The following is a 16,092-nucleotide window of genomic DNA, read 5'->3' on the forward strand; positions in this document are numbered from 1 at the left end:
TCCTTAGTTTACCATATCTTAATATTGACTACACTAAAAAACAATCTCCAAAATCATTGTTTTGAAGATTGTTTTTTAAATCGATAAATTACTTCTGTATATTGATTTATTTCACTATGGATGATCATTTTATAAGATGTACCAAAATAAATTTTCAAACGTTCATCTACATTTTTCATTCCTATACCACCTAATTTCTTAGAGGATGATTGGTTATAACTCATACCAACACCATTATCTTTAATGCTAATAAATAGATAGTGTTCATCTTCAGTCACTTTAATATTAATTTTACCTATACCTTCTTTTTCTTTGATACCATGATAAATAGCATTCTCTACAATTGGCTGTAATACTAACTTAGGTAATTTAAAATGATGAGCTGAAAGTAATTCTTCAATTTCATAATCTAATTTATTACCATATCTTTGTTTTTGTATAAATAAATATTGTCTGATATGATCAATTTCTTGCGCTAAATGAATCACATCTTGACCTTGATTAAGTGACAACCTAAAAAATTGACCTAAAGATTTAGTTATTTCTACTACTTTTTCACTGTCATTAAATTCTGCCATCCAAATAATCGTATCTAATGTATTGTATAAAAAATGTGGATTAATTTGACTAGACAATGTTTTCAATTCATACTCTCTAATCGCTTGTTCTTGATATTTAATATTGCTCATCAATTGATCTATATTATCTAGCATACGATTAAAATGTTTTGATAAATTAGCTAATTCTTCTACTCCAATTTCTTGTGCACGAATAGTTGCATCGCCCTGTTCCACAGCTTGCATAGTTTGTTGTAAAGCTAAAATAGGTTGCGTCCATTTTTTTATCATCCACCATAGTGCTAAAACACTCATTACAATTGATAAACTAGCAACAATAAAATATGAGATTAATAATTTTCGATTAATTATCGCTAAATCATCTAAAGAAGCAATTCCAACAATTTGCCAACCTATACTTGAAATATTAGCATGTGTTTTGTAAAAATCATGCTTCAAATAACCATCTGCTTGTGTCACAATAGTCGATAATTGTTGTTGTGCTTTATTATCATAAAAAACTAATTCATTTGGATGATAAATAGCTTGATTTTTACTATCAACAATAAAAGCATAACCTCGTTGCCCTAATTTTAATTCTTGTAAATAATTTTCAATCGCTTTATATGAAATATCTATTCTTAAAATAGCTAAATTATGTCCTTGTTTATCAGTAATTTCTTGTGTAACTGAGATTACCCATGTTTCTTTTTTATCTGATAAATATTCTTTTCTTGTAGATAACAGTTTTGGTGTTTGACTATGATGAATTGCTTCTTGATACCAAGCTTCTTCCATCATATTACTAGACATTTTCATTTCTAAAGTTGATTCATTGGAAATAATACGTCCATCTTTAGTAATCAATACTGCGGAAACTAAATTCTCATCTGTTGCTAAAACTGCATTAATTAAAGCCAAACTTTGTTGCTTACTTTGTGGTTGATTATGTTCTATATAATCTCTAATAACAGATTGTTGTGCTAAGGATGACGCTGTAGTTTCTAATTTTTTTATATATTCTTCAATATATTTTGTTGTTATTTTAAGTGCATCATTTGTTGATTGTTCGGTCATTGTCATCACTGTATTGGTACTCATTTTATAATTAATCATATTAACAGTCGATAAAATAATAATCGTTGCCACTATAAAATAAATTAACATTTGTCGTACTAAAGAACCTTTTTTAATCATATTTGTTCTCCAATAATTGCTGCCCTTGTGCAAATTTTTTCGGCGTCACACCTACAATTTGTTTAAATCTTGTCGAAAAATAATTAACATCATCATAACCTACTTGTTGGGCAATTTCATAAATTTTATTTTGTGTCGTTAACAATAATAACTTAGCCTTATTTATACGTTGTTGAATGATATAATCTTGAAAATTAATACCTAATTCTTTTTTGACTAATGTGCCTGTATGCGGTGTACTATACCCTAATATTTGTGCTAAAGTAGTTAAAGAAAATTCTGTATTATGTAAATTGTCTTCAATAATTGTCACTAATGATTGCGTTGCTTGTTGCTTTTGTTGCAATAACTGTTGAACATCTTGCATCATTTTCTTCTGATCTATTTTTTTTATCACTTTAGTAAGCATTTCTATCACATCTTTTTTACTAATTGGTTTTAATACATAATCATCTACACCTAATTTAACTGCTGATAAAGCGTAATCAAAATAATCATAACCTGTTAAAAAAATAATATGTGTAGCTGGCAAAATTCTTTTAACTTGTTGTGCCAAAGCAATACCATCTAATTTAGGCATATTAATATCAGTTAATAAAATATCAACTGGCTGTCGTTGAATAAGCTCTAAAGCCATTTGACCATTTTCTGCTTGAAAAACTTGCGTAATATTTAATTCTTCAAAAGGCACTAATGCGACAATTCCTTCTCTAATTAAAGGTTCATCTTCAACAATTAAAATAGAATACATCTCATCAGCTCCCTTCTTATTAATTAACGTATGGCAATAAATAGCCGTAACCTTTTGCAGCCATCTCATCTTTAGCAATAAATTTTATAGACAGACTATTAATGCAAAATCTTAATCCACCTTTATCTTTCGGACCATCATCAAAAACATGACCTAAATGTGCATTACCACTACGACTACGCACTTCAATTCTTGTCATATTAAAACTATGATCCTCTTTATAAGTCACCACTTCATTATTTAACGGTTTAGTAAAACTTGGCCACCCACACCCTGAATCAAATTTATCTTTAGAAGAAAATAGTGGTTCACCAGTCGTCACATCAACATAAATACCTGGTGAAAAATCATCCCAATATTCATTCGAAAAAGCACGTTCTGTTTCATTTAATTGTGTGACAGCATATTGTTCTGTTGTTAATATTTTTTTCAATTGTTCATCGGATGGTTTAGGATATTGTTGAGGATCAATCACTGGTACGCTCGCTTGATTGACATCAATATGACAATAACCATCTGGATGCTTTTGTAAATAATCTTGGTGTTCTTCTTCTGCTAAAATATAATTATGCAATGGTTCAACTTCAATGGCTAAAGTTTTACCTATTTTTTGTTGCTGTTCTTTCATTATAGCATTAATTATTGATAAATCACTATCATCTTTGTAATAAATACCTGTACGATATTGCTTCCCTCGATCATTTCCTTGTTTGTTAACGCTAACTGGATCAATAATTCTAAAATAATGCAATAATATATCTCTTAAATTAATTTTATCTGCATCATATTGAATATGTGCTGTTTCAGCATGTTCAGTTTGACTAATCAAATGATAATTTGTTACATCTGATTTACCATTAGCATAACCTACTGTTACATCATAAACGCCTTCTACACGCGCAAAATATTCTTCAACACCCCAAAAACAACCACCAGCTAAATAAATTTCTTTTAAATGTTTTGGTTTTTCTTGAGAATGATTACGTTGTTTTGTTTGAGCATCTCTTGCAATAATTTCTGCAACTTTATCTGCTGGTGTATTAACTGTTTGATGATTCTTGTAATAAATAAAACTAGATAGCACAAGTAGTGCCACAATAATCATCGCTAAAATTGAATATTTAGTCATATCAATTACCTCTTTATACTTTCTACGGTAAATTTGCCATAATTTCTATAATTTGTTTTTCATTTAAATGTCCTGCTTGTACTTTAATTAAATGACCTTCACTATCAATAAATGCAGATGTTGGATAGCCTCTCACACCATATGTTTGAGCAATTCGACCATCAATGTCTAATAAAACTGGTAAATCTTTATATTCTAAACCTTGATACCATGTTGTAAAATCTTGTTTATTTTTTTCATTTTGATAGTTAGGTGCAACAATTGATAAAGTAACAAAATCTTGCTGATTAGCTGCTAAATCATTTACTTCTTGCAAACCACCTAAGCAAATTGAACACCAAGATGCCCAAAATTTAATATAAACTTTTTTACCTTTAAAATTAGATAAATCATATTGTTTGCCATTAACATCTGTTAATTTAAAATTGGGTGCCATCGTTTGTGAATTATTTTCTTGTATGTATTGCGAAGTACTTTCTGTCGACTTTATTGTGCTATTTTGACAACCAGCTAATACAGCAATAGTAAGCATACTTGGTATAATAAATTTTAATTGACGCATGTTATCCCTCCTTATTTATTTTTTGACATCTCTTCTTGATTGTTCATTTCATCCACAGACATCATCTCTTTATCCTCCATCTTAGATGGCATTTCTTCTTTATCCATCGCATTAGAACATGCGCCTAGTAGCGTTACAGATAATACACATGTAATAATAATTGATAATTTTTTCATTGTTATTCTCCTTTAAAATAATGTTGTTAAAAAATTAAACTGACCGAACATAAGTAATAACCCCATAATAATAATGATAATGCCACCAATTTTTTTCATTGTGACAATATGCTTACGCATACGAGTTAAATGTTTCATTAATACTGTCGAAGCAATTGCAATAATAATAAATGGTATCGCTAATCCTAGCACATAGACTGCCATTAATATTGCACCAAAAATCGCTTGCTGACCACTGCTGGCTGAAACAGCAAGTACAGCACCTAACACTGGCCCTATACAAGGTGACCAACCAAAACTAAAACTAAAACCTAATAATAAAGCGCCTAAATAACCTTCTTGTTTTTTACCTATTTGTAACTGTTTCTGTCTATGGAATAAATTAATAGAAATAAATTCCAATTGATGCAAACCAATAATAACTACAATAATACCCATAATAAATGGTGTATATTGAGAAGTAATTAAATTTCCTAATAAACTTGCACTAAATCCTAAACTAATAAATACAAAGGAAATACCTGCAATAAATACTAATGTTTTTAATAAAGGTTTCAAATAAATTTTTATACCAAAAATCGATATAGATTTGTCACCTGTATCATCTAATAATACCCCCATATAAACAGGTAATAATGGAAAAATACAAGGAGAGAAAAAAGAAAGTACACCGGCACCAAAAACACTTAATACAAAAACTAAATTAAAACTTTCACTCATTTTATCACCTCCATTTAGATTGATAAGTTTAGTATAGACTACGCTTATGAAAATAAATATATAATCTACTAGGATAAAACTTGAATTTAACAAGAAAGCACCACAACTAAACCTATTAGTTGTGGCGCTCATTATTAAGTGAACAGATTTTTGAAAAAATCAATAATACTATTAAAGAAAGATTTTACTTTATCCCAAAAACTTTCACTATGAATTGTATCTGAAATATTTTGTCCTAAATCTATTAATTTATCTTTTGCTTTATCATATTCAGGACTTTGTGTAATTGAAGTCACTAAATTTGCTGTGGCTTCTTTTACACGTTGTGCATTATCACCATTAAAAATATTAGTATTATTATTTAAGTTCAAATAAACATTAACTAAATTATTAATTTGACCTTGATTAATAATATCGCCTAAACCATTATTATTAATAGTATCTTGCACAATATTTGTTGCTTCATCTACTGATAAATTAGCAGTATCTTTATTAGCTAATTCTGCTTTAATTTCAGCAATAGCTTTATTAAATGCACTCTCATCATAACCTTGAACAGCTTTATTTTCTTCATTAATTGTAGCAACTGTCGACAATTCATCTTGTGCTGCTTGTGCTACTACTGGATCAATAGCAACACCTTGTTGTTCAAATGCTACATAAATACCCGTTAAAGCACTTTCTCCTGTTACATCTACAGGTGAGGCAATCTCAACATTAGCGTCTGTTACACCAGCTGAAATCAACGCATTTTTATACATTAATTCTGTGACTTTTGTTATTTTTCCTTCTGTTTGATCAATTGTTACACTCAAACCTTTACCTTGTGCTAATTTTTGAATTCTAATTGATGAATATAATACATTGGTATCTGAATTCAAATTTAAATATTTTAAAACATCATTAGCATCGACAAAAGCAGTTTTATCACTATTTTTACCATGTAATAATTGTTGCGTTTGTGTTAGTAATTGTTGATTATTTTGTAATGCACCACCATAAACAGTTACTGCATTTGCCCAAGCTTCTTCTGTGACAGTCGCATCAGATTTTTCTGCATAAGCATTTGTAGGCATTAATAATGCAGTCGTCATCCCTAACGTCATTGTCATCGTTGTTATTTTTTTAAATAAATTTTTCATTTTGACCTCCTTTAGTCACATTAAATATATTAAATCGTGCTTAAAAATTTCTTAAACTTGATTATACTATATAATGCCGATTACTTGAAGCAGTATCGTCTGTCATTTATAATAACTTTAGGATAATATCCTATCATTAAGAGGTATAACTACCTATTTAAAAGGAGAATAACATGTATTATATTAATAACCAAGGCGAACTTGATCCACGTATCAATTTAGCTATAGAAGAATATATTTTAACAGAATTAAACTTAGATGAGCCTGTTTTACTTTTTTACATTAATCGTCCTTCAATTATTATCGGACGTAATCAAAATACAGTTGAAGAAATTAATACACAGTTTGTTGAAGATAACAATATTACCGTTGTACGCCGTTTATCTGGTGGTGGTGCAGTTTATCATGACGAAGGTAATTTAAACTTTAGCTTTTTAACTGAAGATGATGGTGAATCTTTTAATAATTTTGCTAAATTTACTCAACCTATTATTAATGCTTTACAAAAAATGGGTGTGAATGCACAATTACAAGGTCGTAATGACTTATTAATTGATGGTAAAAAGTTTTCTGGTAATGCACAATTTGCTACACGTGGTAAAATGTTTTCACATGGTACTTTAATGCTAGATTTAAATTTAGACAATGCCACAAATGCATTAAAACCTCGTAAAGAAAAGATGGCATCAAAAGGTATTAAATCAGTGCGTAGTCGTATCGTTAACATTTCAGATCACTTACAAGACAAAATCACAACAGAACAATTTAAAGAAACATTATTATTAGATATTTTTAATGTCAATGATATTAAAGATGTTAAGGAATATGTATTAACAGAACAAGATAAAAAACGTATTAAAGAAATTTCTGATTCTCGTTACATGCAATGGGATTGGAATTATGGTAAATCACCTGCTTTTGAAACAATTCGTTCAGCTAGATTTAATGGTGGTACATTAGAATTACGTTTAAATGTTGCCAAAGGTGTTATCAAAGATATAAAAATATTCGGCGACTTTTTCGGTATGGGAGAAGTAAAAGATATTGAAGAGCGTCTAATCAATATTACATTTACAAAAGAAGCTATTCAAGAAGCATTAAAAGATATCGACTTAGCCTATTACTTCGGTAAAGTAACGGCTGAAGATTTTTACAGTTTAATTTATTAAGCAAAAAAAGAAGCGAATTACAACTCGCTTCCTTTTTGTTTTTTAGCTTGTTCTATTAGCCATGTAAAACAAGGTAACATTTCATCATTATCAAATAACATAACTTCTGGATGCCATTGTAAACCTAAAATTGTACCTTGTTGATCTTGATATGCTTCAATTAAATCATCATCAGACCAAGCAATAGGCAATAATTCTTTTGATATTTGTTTAATACTTTGATGATGATAACTATTGACAAATAACTTATCACCAAACATTGGATATAAAATACTATTTTCTTTAATCTTAACATGATGATGGCCTTTTACCATGCGACTTTGTTGTGTATGTTGTACAAAACGTTTTTGTCTTAAACTATCATCTTGGTATAATGTACCACCTAAAACGACATTAATTAATTGAAAACCGCGACAAATAGCTAAAATAGGCTTACCTGCTACCATAGCTGCTTTAATTAATTTAATTTCCCATTCATCACGTTTCATATAATTACCCGTTAATTTTGGATGTGGTTCTTCTCCATATAAGATAGGTGTAACATCTTGTCCACCAGTCACTAATAAACCATCAATACTGTTAATATAATCTTCCACACTATCATGATCTTGAATCGGAATAATCATTGCTAAGCCGTCTGCTTTGTTAACAGCATATGGAAACCCATGCGGTGTATAGTCTTTTTGAAATTCTTCGTAATTTCTTTCTAAGGAAGTATCATTTCCTGTTATACCTATTAAAGGCTTCATTGTTAATTACCTCTTATTTTTATTCCACCATCTATCAAACGATGTTTGATGATGATATTTTTTCTTATAATTATCATTTGATCTAAAAAAACTAATTAATGCTAAACTAATAAAAATAATTAAACCAACCGTATACATTATGATACCCTTAATTGTGTTAAAGTTAAATATTTTCTAGTTGGTTCATTTAATAAGCAGTACATAATGTATTCAGCAACATATTTTACTGGTAATGGTTTAACACGATAAGTAAATTCTTTAAGGAATGGTACTTGTTCAACACTATCTAATAAAATGGAATTTATTAAAGAAGTTTTTTTACTTTCATCGTACATTAAACCTGGGCGAATAATAAAATATTGTAAACCACTTTCTTTAACAATCGCTTCACCTTGATGTACAGTTGCCATATATTTTTTAGGACCATGTTCTGCTGATAAATAAACTATTTTATTTATTTGACACTGCTGACAAACTTTAATTGCATTCATTGTACTTTCGACATTCATTCGATATAAATCAGTTCTTGGATCAATAGCGCCAACTAAATGAATTAAAACAGTGATGTCTTTTAATTGATGTGCCCATTGTTCAGGTGCAAAAATATCTCCTTGGATATATTCAACTAAAGGATGTCTAATTTGACCTTCATGTCTTGCAACGTACTGTACTTCAATATTTTGAGAAATTGCTTGTTGAATTAAAGCTTGACCAACTAAACCACTACCACCTATAATTGCTAACTTCATATACGTAACCACCTTTCTATTTGTTCTTAATTTAACACATATTGCTAATTAGTTAAACTTATTTCTCTTGTTGTTCAGCTACTACTTCAAATCTAATATATTGTCTATAAACTTCGATTTCACCATTATCACGTTCAATAAAAATTGGTTCTTCAATCCTTCTTACTGGACGATAGCCTTCTTTTTTTATGCGTTCTAAACATGATGCAATACTTTCATTTTCATTTACTTCAAAAATTATTTTTCGTTTTTTCAATGATTTACTCCTTACTAGATTGATGTTTTAATGTCACGACTATTAATTCTGGATAATTCCACAATCTGATAGGAAACGAACTACTTCCTAAACCACGACTAATTATCATTGTGGTATCATTTTGTTGATGCTTACCTGAAGTATATTTAGGCATCATTCCTTGACTTGGTGCGTATAAGCCTTCTGTACCTATAACACGCCATTGCCCACCATGTGCATGTCCAGTGAAAACTAAATGAATAGGTAATTGTTGATAAACTTCAAACATCTCAGGGCGATGTGCTAATAATATTTTATAATGATCATTTGAGTTAATTAATGGCTCAATATATTTCAAATATTCTTTGTCATAGCCACTATCATGTGATGTTTCCGCATCAATAATATAATTCAAATCAGGTACACCATATAAATCAATATTAGCGTCTCGATGGTTTAATATTACATGATGATTATCCATGAAAACAACACCTAAGTCTACTAATTGATGAATAAATTCTGTAGTGATTTGTTGCATGCGCCATTCATGATTACCAGTAACATAATAAACTGGTGCAATTTGTAATAATTGTTCAACTATTTTTTTAGCATAATCGAAATTCGGGTGATAACTGTCGACTAGATCGCCACTAATCACGATTATATCAGGTGACGCTTGCTTTATTTTATCTATTAATTGACTAGGATAATAACCTACAAATTTATTATGAAAATCTGAAAACTGCAAAATTTTATAATTATCAAATTCAATAGGAATTTGTGGATGACTTATTGTATGATGTGTCATTTCAATATGTTTATTTTGATGGTATAAATAAGCACCACCTGCCATAACTATACCCATAAAACCTAGTAATTTATTCATCATTTATCCTCACTTACCTGTACTTTTTTATTCATACCTGCATATATACTTGATAACATACTGATGATTGCAAATATAATGATCACCAATAAAGCCATTGTCCAATTAGACGTCATATCATAAAGTTGACCAATAATGAATGGTGCTAAAGCAGCTATCGCATAACCAATACCTTGTCCTATTGACGAAGCTTGTGTTGTTTCAGAAGCAGAAGTTGTACGTAAAATAAAATATAACATCGCTAATGAAAATGCACCACCACAACTTAAACCACAAATAATTATCCATAATAAAGCATATTGTGGGAATAGTAATAGTCCTAATAAACTTACGATAAGTACAACACCTATAATACTAGCAATACCTACTTGTTGACGATACTTTTCTGCTATCATAGGTGCCAATAAAGAGGTTGGTAATGAAACTAACTGAAAATAAGATAAATATAAACCACTAGTAATATCACTATAGCCAAAATCTTGTAACATTGCGGGTAACCACGTTAATAAGGCATAAAAAACAAATGATTGTGCACCTATAAAGCCAGCCATCGCAAACACTAATAAATTTATTTTTATTTTATTAGTTACTTGTGTCTTGACTTGTTGTTGCTTTTTAACAGGTGTTTTACGTTGAATAATTAACCATAATATTAACGTAATGATTGATGGAAATGCAGCATAACCTAAAGCTAATTGCCAACTATATGCGACTGTTATTGGTAAGGCAAAAGCTGAAATAATTGCTGAAGCTGCTACCATAAAAGTAATAAAAAAACCATTTATTTTTCCTACTATATTTGGAAAATATTCTCTACATATTGTTGGTAAAATAACATTACAAATCGCGATACCCATACCTATAATCATTGTACCTATTAATAATGTTGAAAAGTGATTAACAAATCTTAAAGCAGAACCTCCACCTATTAATATCGTAGATAAATTAATTGTTGTAATCAATGAATATTTCTCAACTATTTTAGGAACTATAGGTGAAAATATGGCAAAGATAAATAAAGTGCTACTTGTTAATAAGCCTATCTGTCCACTTGATAATGTTAGCTGTTGTTGAATATGATTAGCTAATGGCCCTAATACCGCAATAGGTCCACGCATATTAGATACAACGAACATAATACTAATAAAAACAAAAATGATGAAATTTTGATGTTTTACCATTGTTTCCTCCAATACTTAATTCTATAAATTTTATGCAATTCATTTATAGACAAACATGACTTTAATAGTAATAATGAAAATCTATTGTAACAATTATTATTTTTATTTTAAGAAATTGTTTGTTATAATATGCTTAGTGCATATTGTTTATAACATAGTCGCTATAATATTTCAACATAAATAAAAGAAAGTGAGAAAAAATGAGTGAAGAACAATATTCCCGTTCCAAACGTTTAGCTAAAAAAAATAAGCTTAAACGTCTATTCATAAAGTGGCGACATAAACTTAAAAAAGATAAGTCTGATATAGATAATGTTTCTACATCACGAAACAATAAAGTTACTAAACGACCACGAGTATGGTGGAAAACATTATTATTAATTGGACTTTATCTGTTTATGGCAACATTTATTGCTGGTGCTTCTTTATTCATGTACTATGCAATTAATGCGCCCACTTTTGATGAAGAAAAATTAAACATTGCTAGACCAACTCAAATTTATGATGTTAATGGTGCTTTAGTCGCAGAAATTGGTGCAACAACTAGTGAAGTGATCAATTATGAAAATATTCCTGATTTATCTGTAGATGCCATTACTTCTATTGAAGATGCAAGATTTTTTGAACATAATGGTTTGGATTTTAAACGATTAGCTGGGGCAACTATTTCTAATTTAACTGAAGGTTTTGGTTCAGAAGGTGCTTCTACTATTACACAACAAGTTGTTAAATTATCATTTTTAACAACTCAAAAATCATTAGAACGTAAAGCACAAGAAGCTTATTTATCTTTTCAGCTAGAACAAAATTATAGTAAACAAGCTATTTTTACAATGTATGTCAACAAAATTTATTATTCTGATGGTGTTTATGGTTTACAAACAGCTGCTAAATACTATTACGATAAAAATGTTGATGAATTATCTTTAGCTGAAATGGCCTTATTAGCTGGTATTCCACAAAGTCCTAATAATTATAACCCTTATGATTATCCAGATAATGCTAAAACAAGACGTGACACAGTTATTAATGCTATGGTAAGATTTGGAAAAATTACTGAACAACAAGCAGAAGAAGCAAAAAACATACCTATTGAAACAGGCTTAGTGCCACGTGATGAAAGTAATCGTTTTATTGCCGATAATAAATTTGATGCGCGTCACGCTGCTTATATTGATCAAGTTGTTAAAGAATTACAAGCTAATGATAATTTAAAAGATGAAACGAATGTGTTAAATCAAGGATTAAAAGTATATACTAACTTAGATGTGCTTGCTCAAGAAAATATTGCTACAATTTTAAATGATGATAGTTATGGATTAAATCCAAACGCACAAGCAAGTGTCGCTATTTTAGATACTAAAACAGGTGCTATTTTGGCATTAGGTGGTGGTAAAAATTATCAATATGGTAATTTCAATTTTGCCACTCAAGGAAACTCACAAATGGGTTCTTCCATTAAACCTATTCTTGATTATGGTCCTGCTATAGAATATTTATCATGGGGCACAGATCATCAAGTTTCTGATGAACCTTATACAATTGCAGGTACAAATATTGAGATTTATAACTGGGATAGATTAAATCATGGTAATGTCTCTATTCGTTATGCTTTACAACAATCATTAAATTTACCGGCTATTCGTACTTTTGAACAAGTTGGTTTTGAACAAGCTAATAAATTCAGTAGTCAATTAGGTATTAATATGACTTATGATGGTGTGACTTCAGCAATTGGTGGTGGTGAAGATATTTTCTCTATTTTACAAGCTACTGCTGCATTCACATCTTTTGGTAATGGTGGTGAATATCATCAACCATTCGCTATTAATAAAGTCGTTAATATTCATGATGAAGAAATTACAGGCTTCGGTTCAAAAGATAGTCATACAGCAATGAAAGATTCAACAGCCTATATTTTAACAGATATGCTACGTGGCGTATTATCTTATAATGGTACTGCACCAAATGCGGCTGTCCCTGGTTTAGATTTAGCTGGAAAATCTGGTACAACAACTTTTGACAATGATATTGCATTAAAATACGGTTTCGATATTAATGATGCTGCTAAAGATTCATGGTTTATTGGTTATTCTACTAATTATACTATTGGTGTATGGCAAGGTTTTGATAAAATAGACGATGCTGATGACTATTTATCACCAAGTAATACGACGCAAACACAAATGATTTTTTCTGAACTAATGGCAAATATATCATCAAATGTAGATACATCTGCATTCGAACAACCTAATAGTGTTGTTGAAGTGAATGGTGAATTATATCCAGATAGTTCTAACGAAATACCTGAACAAGGTAATATTTTGACTAATTTATTTAATAATTTTAGTGGACGTAATAATAATTAAATAAAAAGATGTTGGAGAAAACTTAATTGTATCCTCCAACATCTTTTTTATCTTTTTCTTGCTGTGCCGAAAATACTTCTAATAATTTCGCGTCCTAATGTTCTTGTCACTGTCGAAATAAAACTATCAGTTGCTTTTTCAGTCATCGTTTTTCTTGTTCTCGTTGTACGAGATGTATTTGCTTTATACTGGCGTTCACGCTCTTTTTCTAATTCTATTCTTTGTTTTTCTAACTCACGTTGCTGTGCTAACATATCTTCTTGATGTTGTTGCTGTAATAATTTTTGTTGTAAAATTTCATAGGCTGATTCTCTATCTACTACATGACGATATTTATTATCTAATGAAGAACTTTGTTTTAATTGATCAAATTGTTGTTCAGTCACTGTACCCATTAAAGACTGTGGTGGATAAATAAATGCACGTTCAACAATTTCAGGTTGCCCTTCATTATTCAAACAAGAGATCAATGCTTCCCCTACTTTTAATTCAGTAATTACTTGAGCTGTATCTAATTGTGGATTCGGTCTAAATGAAGTTGCTGCCATCTTAACAGCTTTTATTTCTTTTGGTGTATACGCACGTAAAGCATGTTGTATACGATTACCTAATTGTGATAATACATCTTCAGGTAAGTCAGATGGATTTTGTGTAATAAAATAAATCCCTACACCTTTAGAACGAATTAAACGTACAACTTGAACCACTTTATCAACAAACACTTTTGGTGCATCATTAAATAATAAATGTGCTTCATCAAAGAAAAATACCATTTTTGGTTTTGATAAATCACCAACTTCTGGTAACACTTCAAACAATTCAGATAATAACCATAATAAAAATGTTGAATATAATTTAGGTGATTGAAACAGTTGTTGCGCCATTAAAATATTAATATAGCCATAACCATCTGGTGTTGTTTGAATAAAATCCATTAAATCTAATGCTGGTTCACCAAAAAAGTCTTCTCCACCTTGTTGTTCTAAAGTGGTTAAACTTCGTTGAATAGCTGCAATAGATTGTTTAGCGATATTACCATATTTTAATGAATAATTTGAACTGTTTTGTGCAACTTCTTGAATTAGTGCACGTAAATCTTTCATATCTATTAACAACATACCTTCATCATCGGCAATTTTAAATATAATATTTAAAATATCCATTTGTGTGTTATTCAATTCTAATAAACGACCTAACAGTAATGGTCCCATTTCTGAAATCGTTGCACGAATTGGTGTACCTTGTTGTCCTAAAATATCCCATAAACGCACCGGATAACTTTGAGGTTTAAAATCTGAAATAGCTAATTCAGTGACACGTTCCGCTACTTTTCCTTCTAATTGTCCTTGTTGACTTAATGAGGCTAAATCACCTTTAATATCAGCAAGAAAAACAGGTATACCTTGTTGACTCAATTGTTCTACAATAACTTTTAAAGTAATTGTTTTACCCGTACCAGTTGCCCCAGCAATTAAACCATGACGATTTAATTTATCTAAATACATCCCTATTGCTTTTTGATCATTTTTAGCAAAATAAATCATACTAATTCTCCTTTTATTAACTATTTTTGAGCAATAATAACTACCCACTCTTCTTCAATTTGCGTATCAATAATTGTAAAACCTACTTGCTTTAATTGAGAAATAATTTCGGGTGCTTTTGATTCTATAATACCTGATGTAATAAACAACCCTTTATCATTCAATAAACGATAAGTATCATCGATCATTTGTTCAATAATATGTGCTAAAATATTAGCAACAATAATATCTTTTTTTTCTGTTTGACCTTGTAATAAATTACCTGTAAAAACATCAATCTTATCTAAAACATTATTTTTTTCAAAATTTTCTTTAGCGACTTGCACAGCCATATTATCTAAATCTAAAGCTGCAACTTCTGGTACACCAATTTTCTTAGCAGCAATTGCTAAAATACCTGAGCCTGTGCCTACATCAATTAATGAGTAATAGGGCATATAATATTTTTCAATTGCAGCTAAGCATAATCTTGTAGTTGCATGAGTACCCGTACCAAAAGCCATACCCGGATCTAATTCAATTTGAATTTCATCTTCACTATCACTTTGATAATCTTCCCATGACGGAACAATCGTAAAACGTTCTGTCACTCGAATAGGATGGAAATAATTTTTCCATTCATTGGCCCAATCTTCTTCATCCATTTCAGTAAAAGTAATAGAAAAACCACCTTCTTCGTTAATAAAGTGAGCAAGTTCAGTCTCTATTTTTTCTAATACCGTATCATTAAAATTAACTTCACTTAAGTAACCTTTAATAGTTACCCCTTCTTGCGGATAATCATCACCCTTCAATTCATAAATAGTACCGAATTGATCATCTCTTTCTATCCATATTTCACGACTATCCTCGATAGTCACACCATTTGTTCCATTATCATTTAAAGTTAATTCAACTAGTTCTTGATATTGATGTGTTGTGTGAACTGCTAATTCAATCCATTTCATATACTTTACCTCTTCTTTATTAAAACGCA

Annotated in this window: 16 protein-coding genes; 2 read left to right on the forward strand and 14 right to left on the reverse strand. The window is 30.0% G+C overall.

Annotated elements, in window-relative coordinates; all coding sequences use genetic code 11:
• Positions 1–53 precede the first annotated feature (53 nt).
• The 7 genes from AC5EAH_RS01130 to AC5EAH_RS01160 form a co-directional block, all read right to left on the reverse strand.
• Positions 54–1,754 carry a cache domain-containing sensor histidine kinase gene (locus AC5EAH_RS01130; protein WP_493492905.1) on the reverse strand — a complete coding sequence of 567 codons (1,701 nt, stop codon included), beginning with the start codon at positions 1,752–1,754 and terminating at the stop codon, positions 54–56.
• Positions 1,747–2,505, reverse strand: coding sequence for a response regulator transcription factor (locus tag AC5EAH_RS01135; RefSeq protein ID WP_493492906.1), 759 nt, complete (start codon positions 2,503–2,505; stop codon positions 1,747–1,749). The genes AC5EAH_RS01130 and AC5EAH_RS01135 overlap by 8 nt, the downstream gene beginning before the upstream one ends.
• A 19-nt stretch (positions 2,506–2,524) precedes the next feature.
• Positions 2,525–3,634, reverse strand: coding sequence for a peptide-methionine (R)-S-oxide reductase MsrB (msrB, locus tag AC5EAH_RS01140; RefSeq protein WP_493492907.1), 1,110 nt, complete (start codon positions 3,632–3,634; stop codon positions 2,525–2,527).
• A gap of 22 nt (positions 3,635–3,656) precedes the next feature.
• The gene (locus tag AC5EAH_RS01145; protein WP_493492908.1) at positions 3,657–4,196 is read right to left on the reverse strand and encodes a redoxin family protein; all 540 of its coding nucleotides are present in this window, start codon (positions 4,194–4,196) and stop codon (positions 3,657–3,659) included.
• 11 nt (positions 4,197–4,207) lie between these two features.
• On the reverse strand, positions 4,208–4,372 hold the full coding sequence (locus AC5EAH_RS01150; protein ID WP_493492909.1) for a hypothetical protein: 165 nt from the start codon (positions 4,370–4,372) through the stop codon (positions 4,208–4,210).
• Positions 4,373–4,384: 12 nt separating this feature from the next.
• Positions 4,385–5,092 (reverse strand): cytochrome c biogenesis CcdA family protein, encoded by a 708-nt coding sequence (locus AC5EAH_RS01155; protein ID WP_493492910.1) that lies wholly within the window; start codon positions 5,090–5,092, stop codon positions 4,385–4,387.
• Between the two features lie 134 nt (positions 5,093–5,226).
• The gene (locus tag AC5EAH_RS01160; RefSeq protein WP_493492911.1) at positions 5,227–6,234 is read right to left on the reverse strand and encodes a DUF1002 domain-containing protein; all 1,008 of its coding nucleotides are present in this window, start codon (positions 6,232–6,234) and stop codon (positions 5,227–5,229) included.
• 173 nt (positions 6,235–6,407) lie between these two features.
• Here AC5EAH_RS01160 and lplA point away from each other — a divergent pair, with 173 nt between their 5' ends.
• Positions 6,408–7,403 (forward strand): lipoate--protein ligase, encoded by a 996-nt coding sequence (lplA, locus tag AC5EAH_RS01165; RefSeq protein ID WP_493492912.1) that lies wholly within the window; start codon positions 6,408–6,410, stop codon positions 7,401–7,403.
• 17 nt (positions 7,404–7,420) lie between these two features.
• On the opposite strand, the gene AC5EAH_RS01170 is transcribed toward lplA, so the two are convergent.
• From AC5EAH_RS01170 to AC5EAH_RS01190, 5 genes are all read right to left on the reverse strand, one after another.
• Entirely contained in the window at positions 7,421–8,152 is a 732-nt protein-coding gene (locus AC5EAH_RS01170) for a gamma-glutamyl-gamma-aminobutyrate hydrolase family protein (protein WP_493492913.1), read from the reverse strand.
• 137 nt (positions 8,153–8,289) lie between these two features.
• Complete coding sequence (locus AC5EAH_RS01175) at positions 8,290–8,901, reverse strand: SDR family oxidoreductase (RefSeq protein WP_493492914.1); 612 nt, start codon at positions 8,899–8,901, stop codon at positions 8,290–8,292.
• 58 nt (positions 8,902–8,959) lie between these two features.
• On the reverse strand, positions 8,960–9,157 hold the full coding sequence (locus AC5EAH_RS01180) for an NETI motif-containing protein (protein ID WP_493492915.1): 198 nt from the start codon (positions 9,155–9,157) through the stop codon (positions 8,960–8,962).
• Positions 9,158–9,161: 4 nt separating this feature from the next.
• Positions 9,162–10,022 (reverse strand): metallophosphoesterase, encoded by an 861-nt coding sequence (locus AC5EAH_RS01185; RefSeq protein ID WP_493492916.1) that lies wholly within the window; start codon positions 10,020–10,022, stop codon positions 9,162–9,164.
• The gene (locus AC5EAH_RS01190) at positions 10,022–11,203 is read right to left on the reverse strand and encodes an MFS transporter (RefSeq protein ID WP_493492917.1); all 1,182 of its coding nucleotides are present in this window, start codon (positions 11,201–11,203) and stop codon (positions 10,022–10,024) included. The genes AC5EAH_RS01185 and AC5EAH_RS01190 overlap by 1 nt, the downstream gene beginning before the upstream one ends.
• 200 nt (positions 11,204–11,403) lie before the next feature.
• Between AC5EAH_RS01190 and AC5EAH_RS01195 the strand changes: the two genes are divergently transcribed.
• On the forward strand, positions 11,404–13,572 hold the full coding sequence (locus AC5EAH_RS01195; protein ID WP_493492918.1) for a transglycosylase domain-containing protein: 2,169 nt from the start codon (positions 11,404–11,406) through the stop codon (positions 13,570–13,572).
• A gap of 47 nt (positions 13,573–13,619) precedes the next feature.
• On the opposite strand, the gene AC5EAH_RS01200 is transcribed toward AC5EAH_RS01195, so the two are convergent.
• Together AC5EAH_RS01200 and prmA are read right to left on the reverse strand one after the other, a co-directional pair.
• A complete protein-coding gene (locus AC5EAH_RS01200; RefSeq protein ID WP_493492919.1) occupies positions 13,620–15,116 on the reverse strand; it encodes a helicase HerA-like domain-containing protein in 1,497 nt (498 codons plus the stop codon).
• 20 nt (positions 15,117–15,136) lie between these two features.
• Positions 15,137–16,063 carry a 50S ribosomal protein L11 methyltransferase gene (gene prmA / locus AC5EAH_RS01205; protein WP_493492920.1) on the reverse strand — a complete coding sequence of 309 codons (927 nt, stop codon included), beginning with the start codon at positions 16,061–16,063 and terminating at the stop codon, positions 15,137–15,139.
• Positions 16,064–16,092 lie beyond the last annotated feature (29 nt).

The sequence above is a fragment of the Staphylococcus sp. B1(2026) genome, assembly GCF_058895785.1.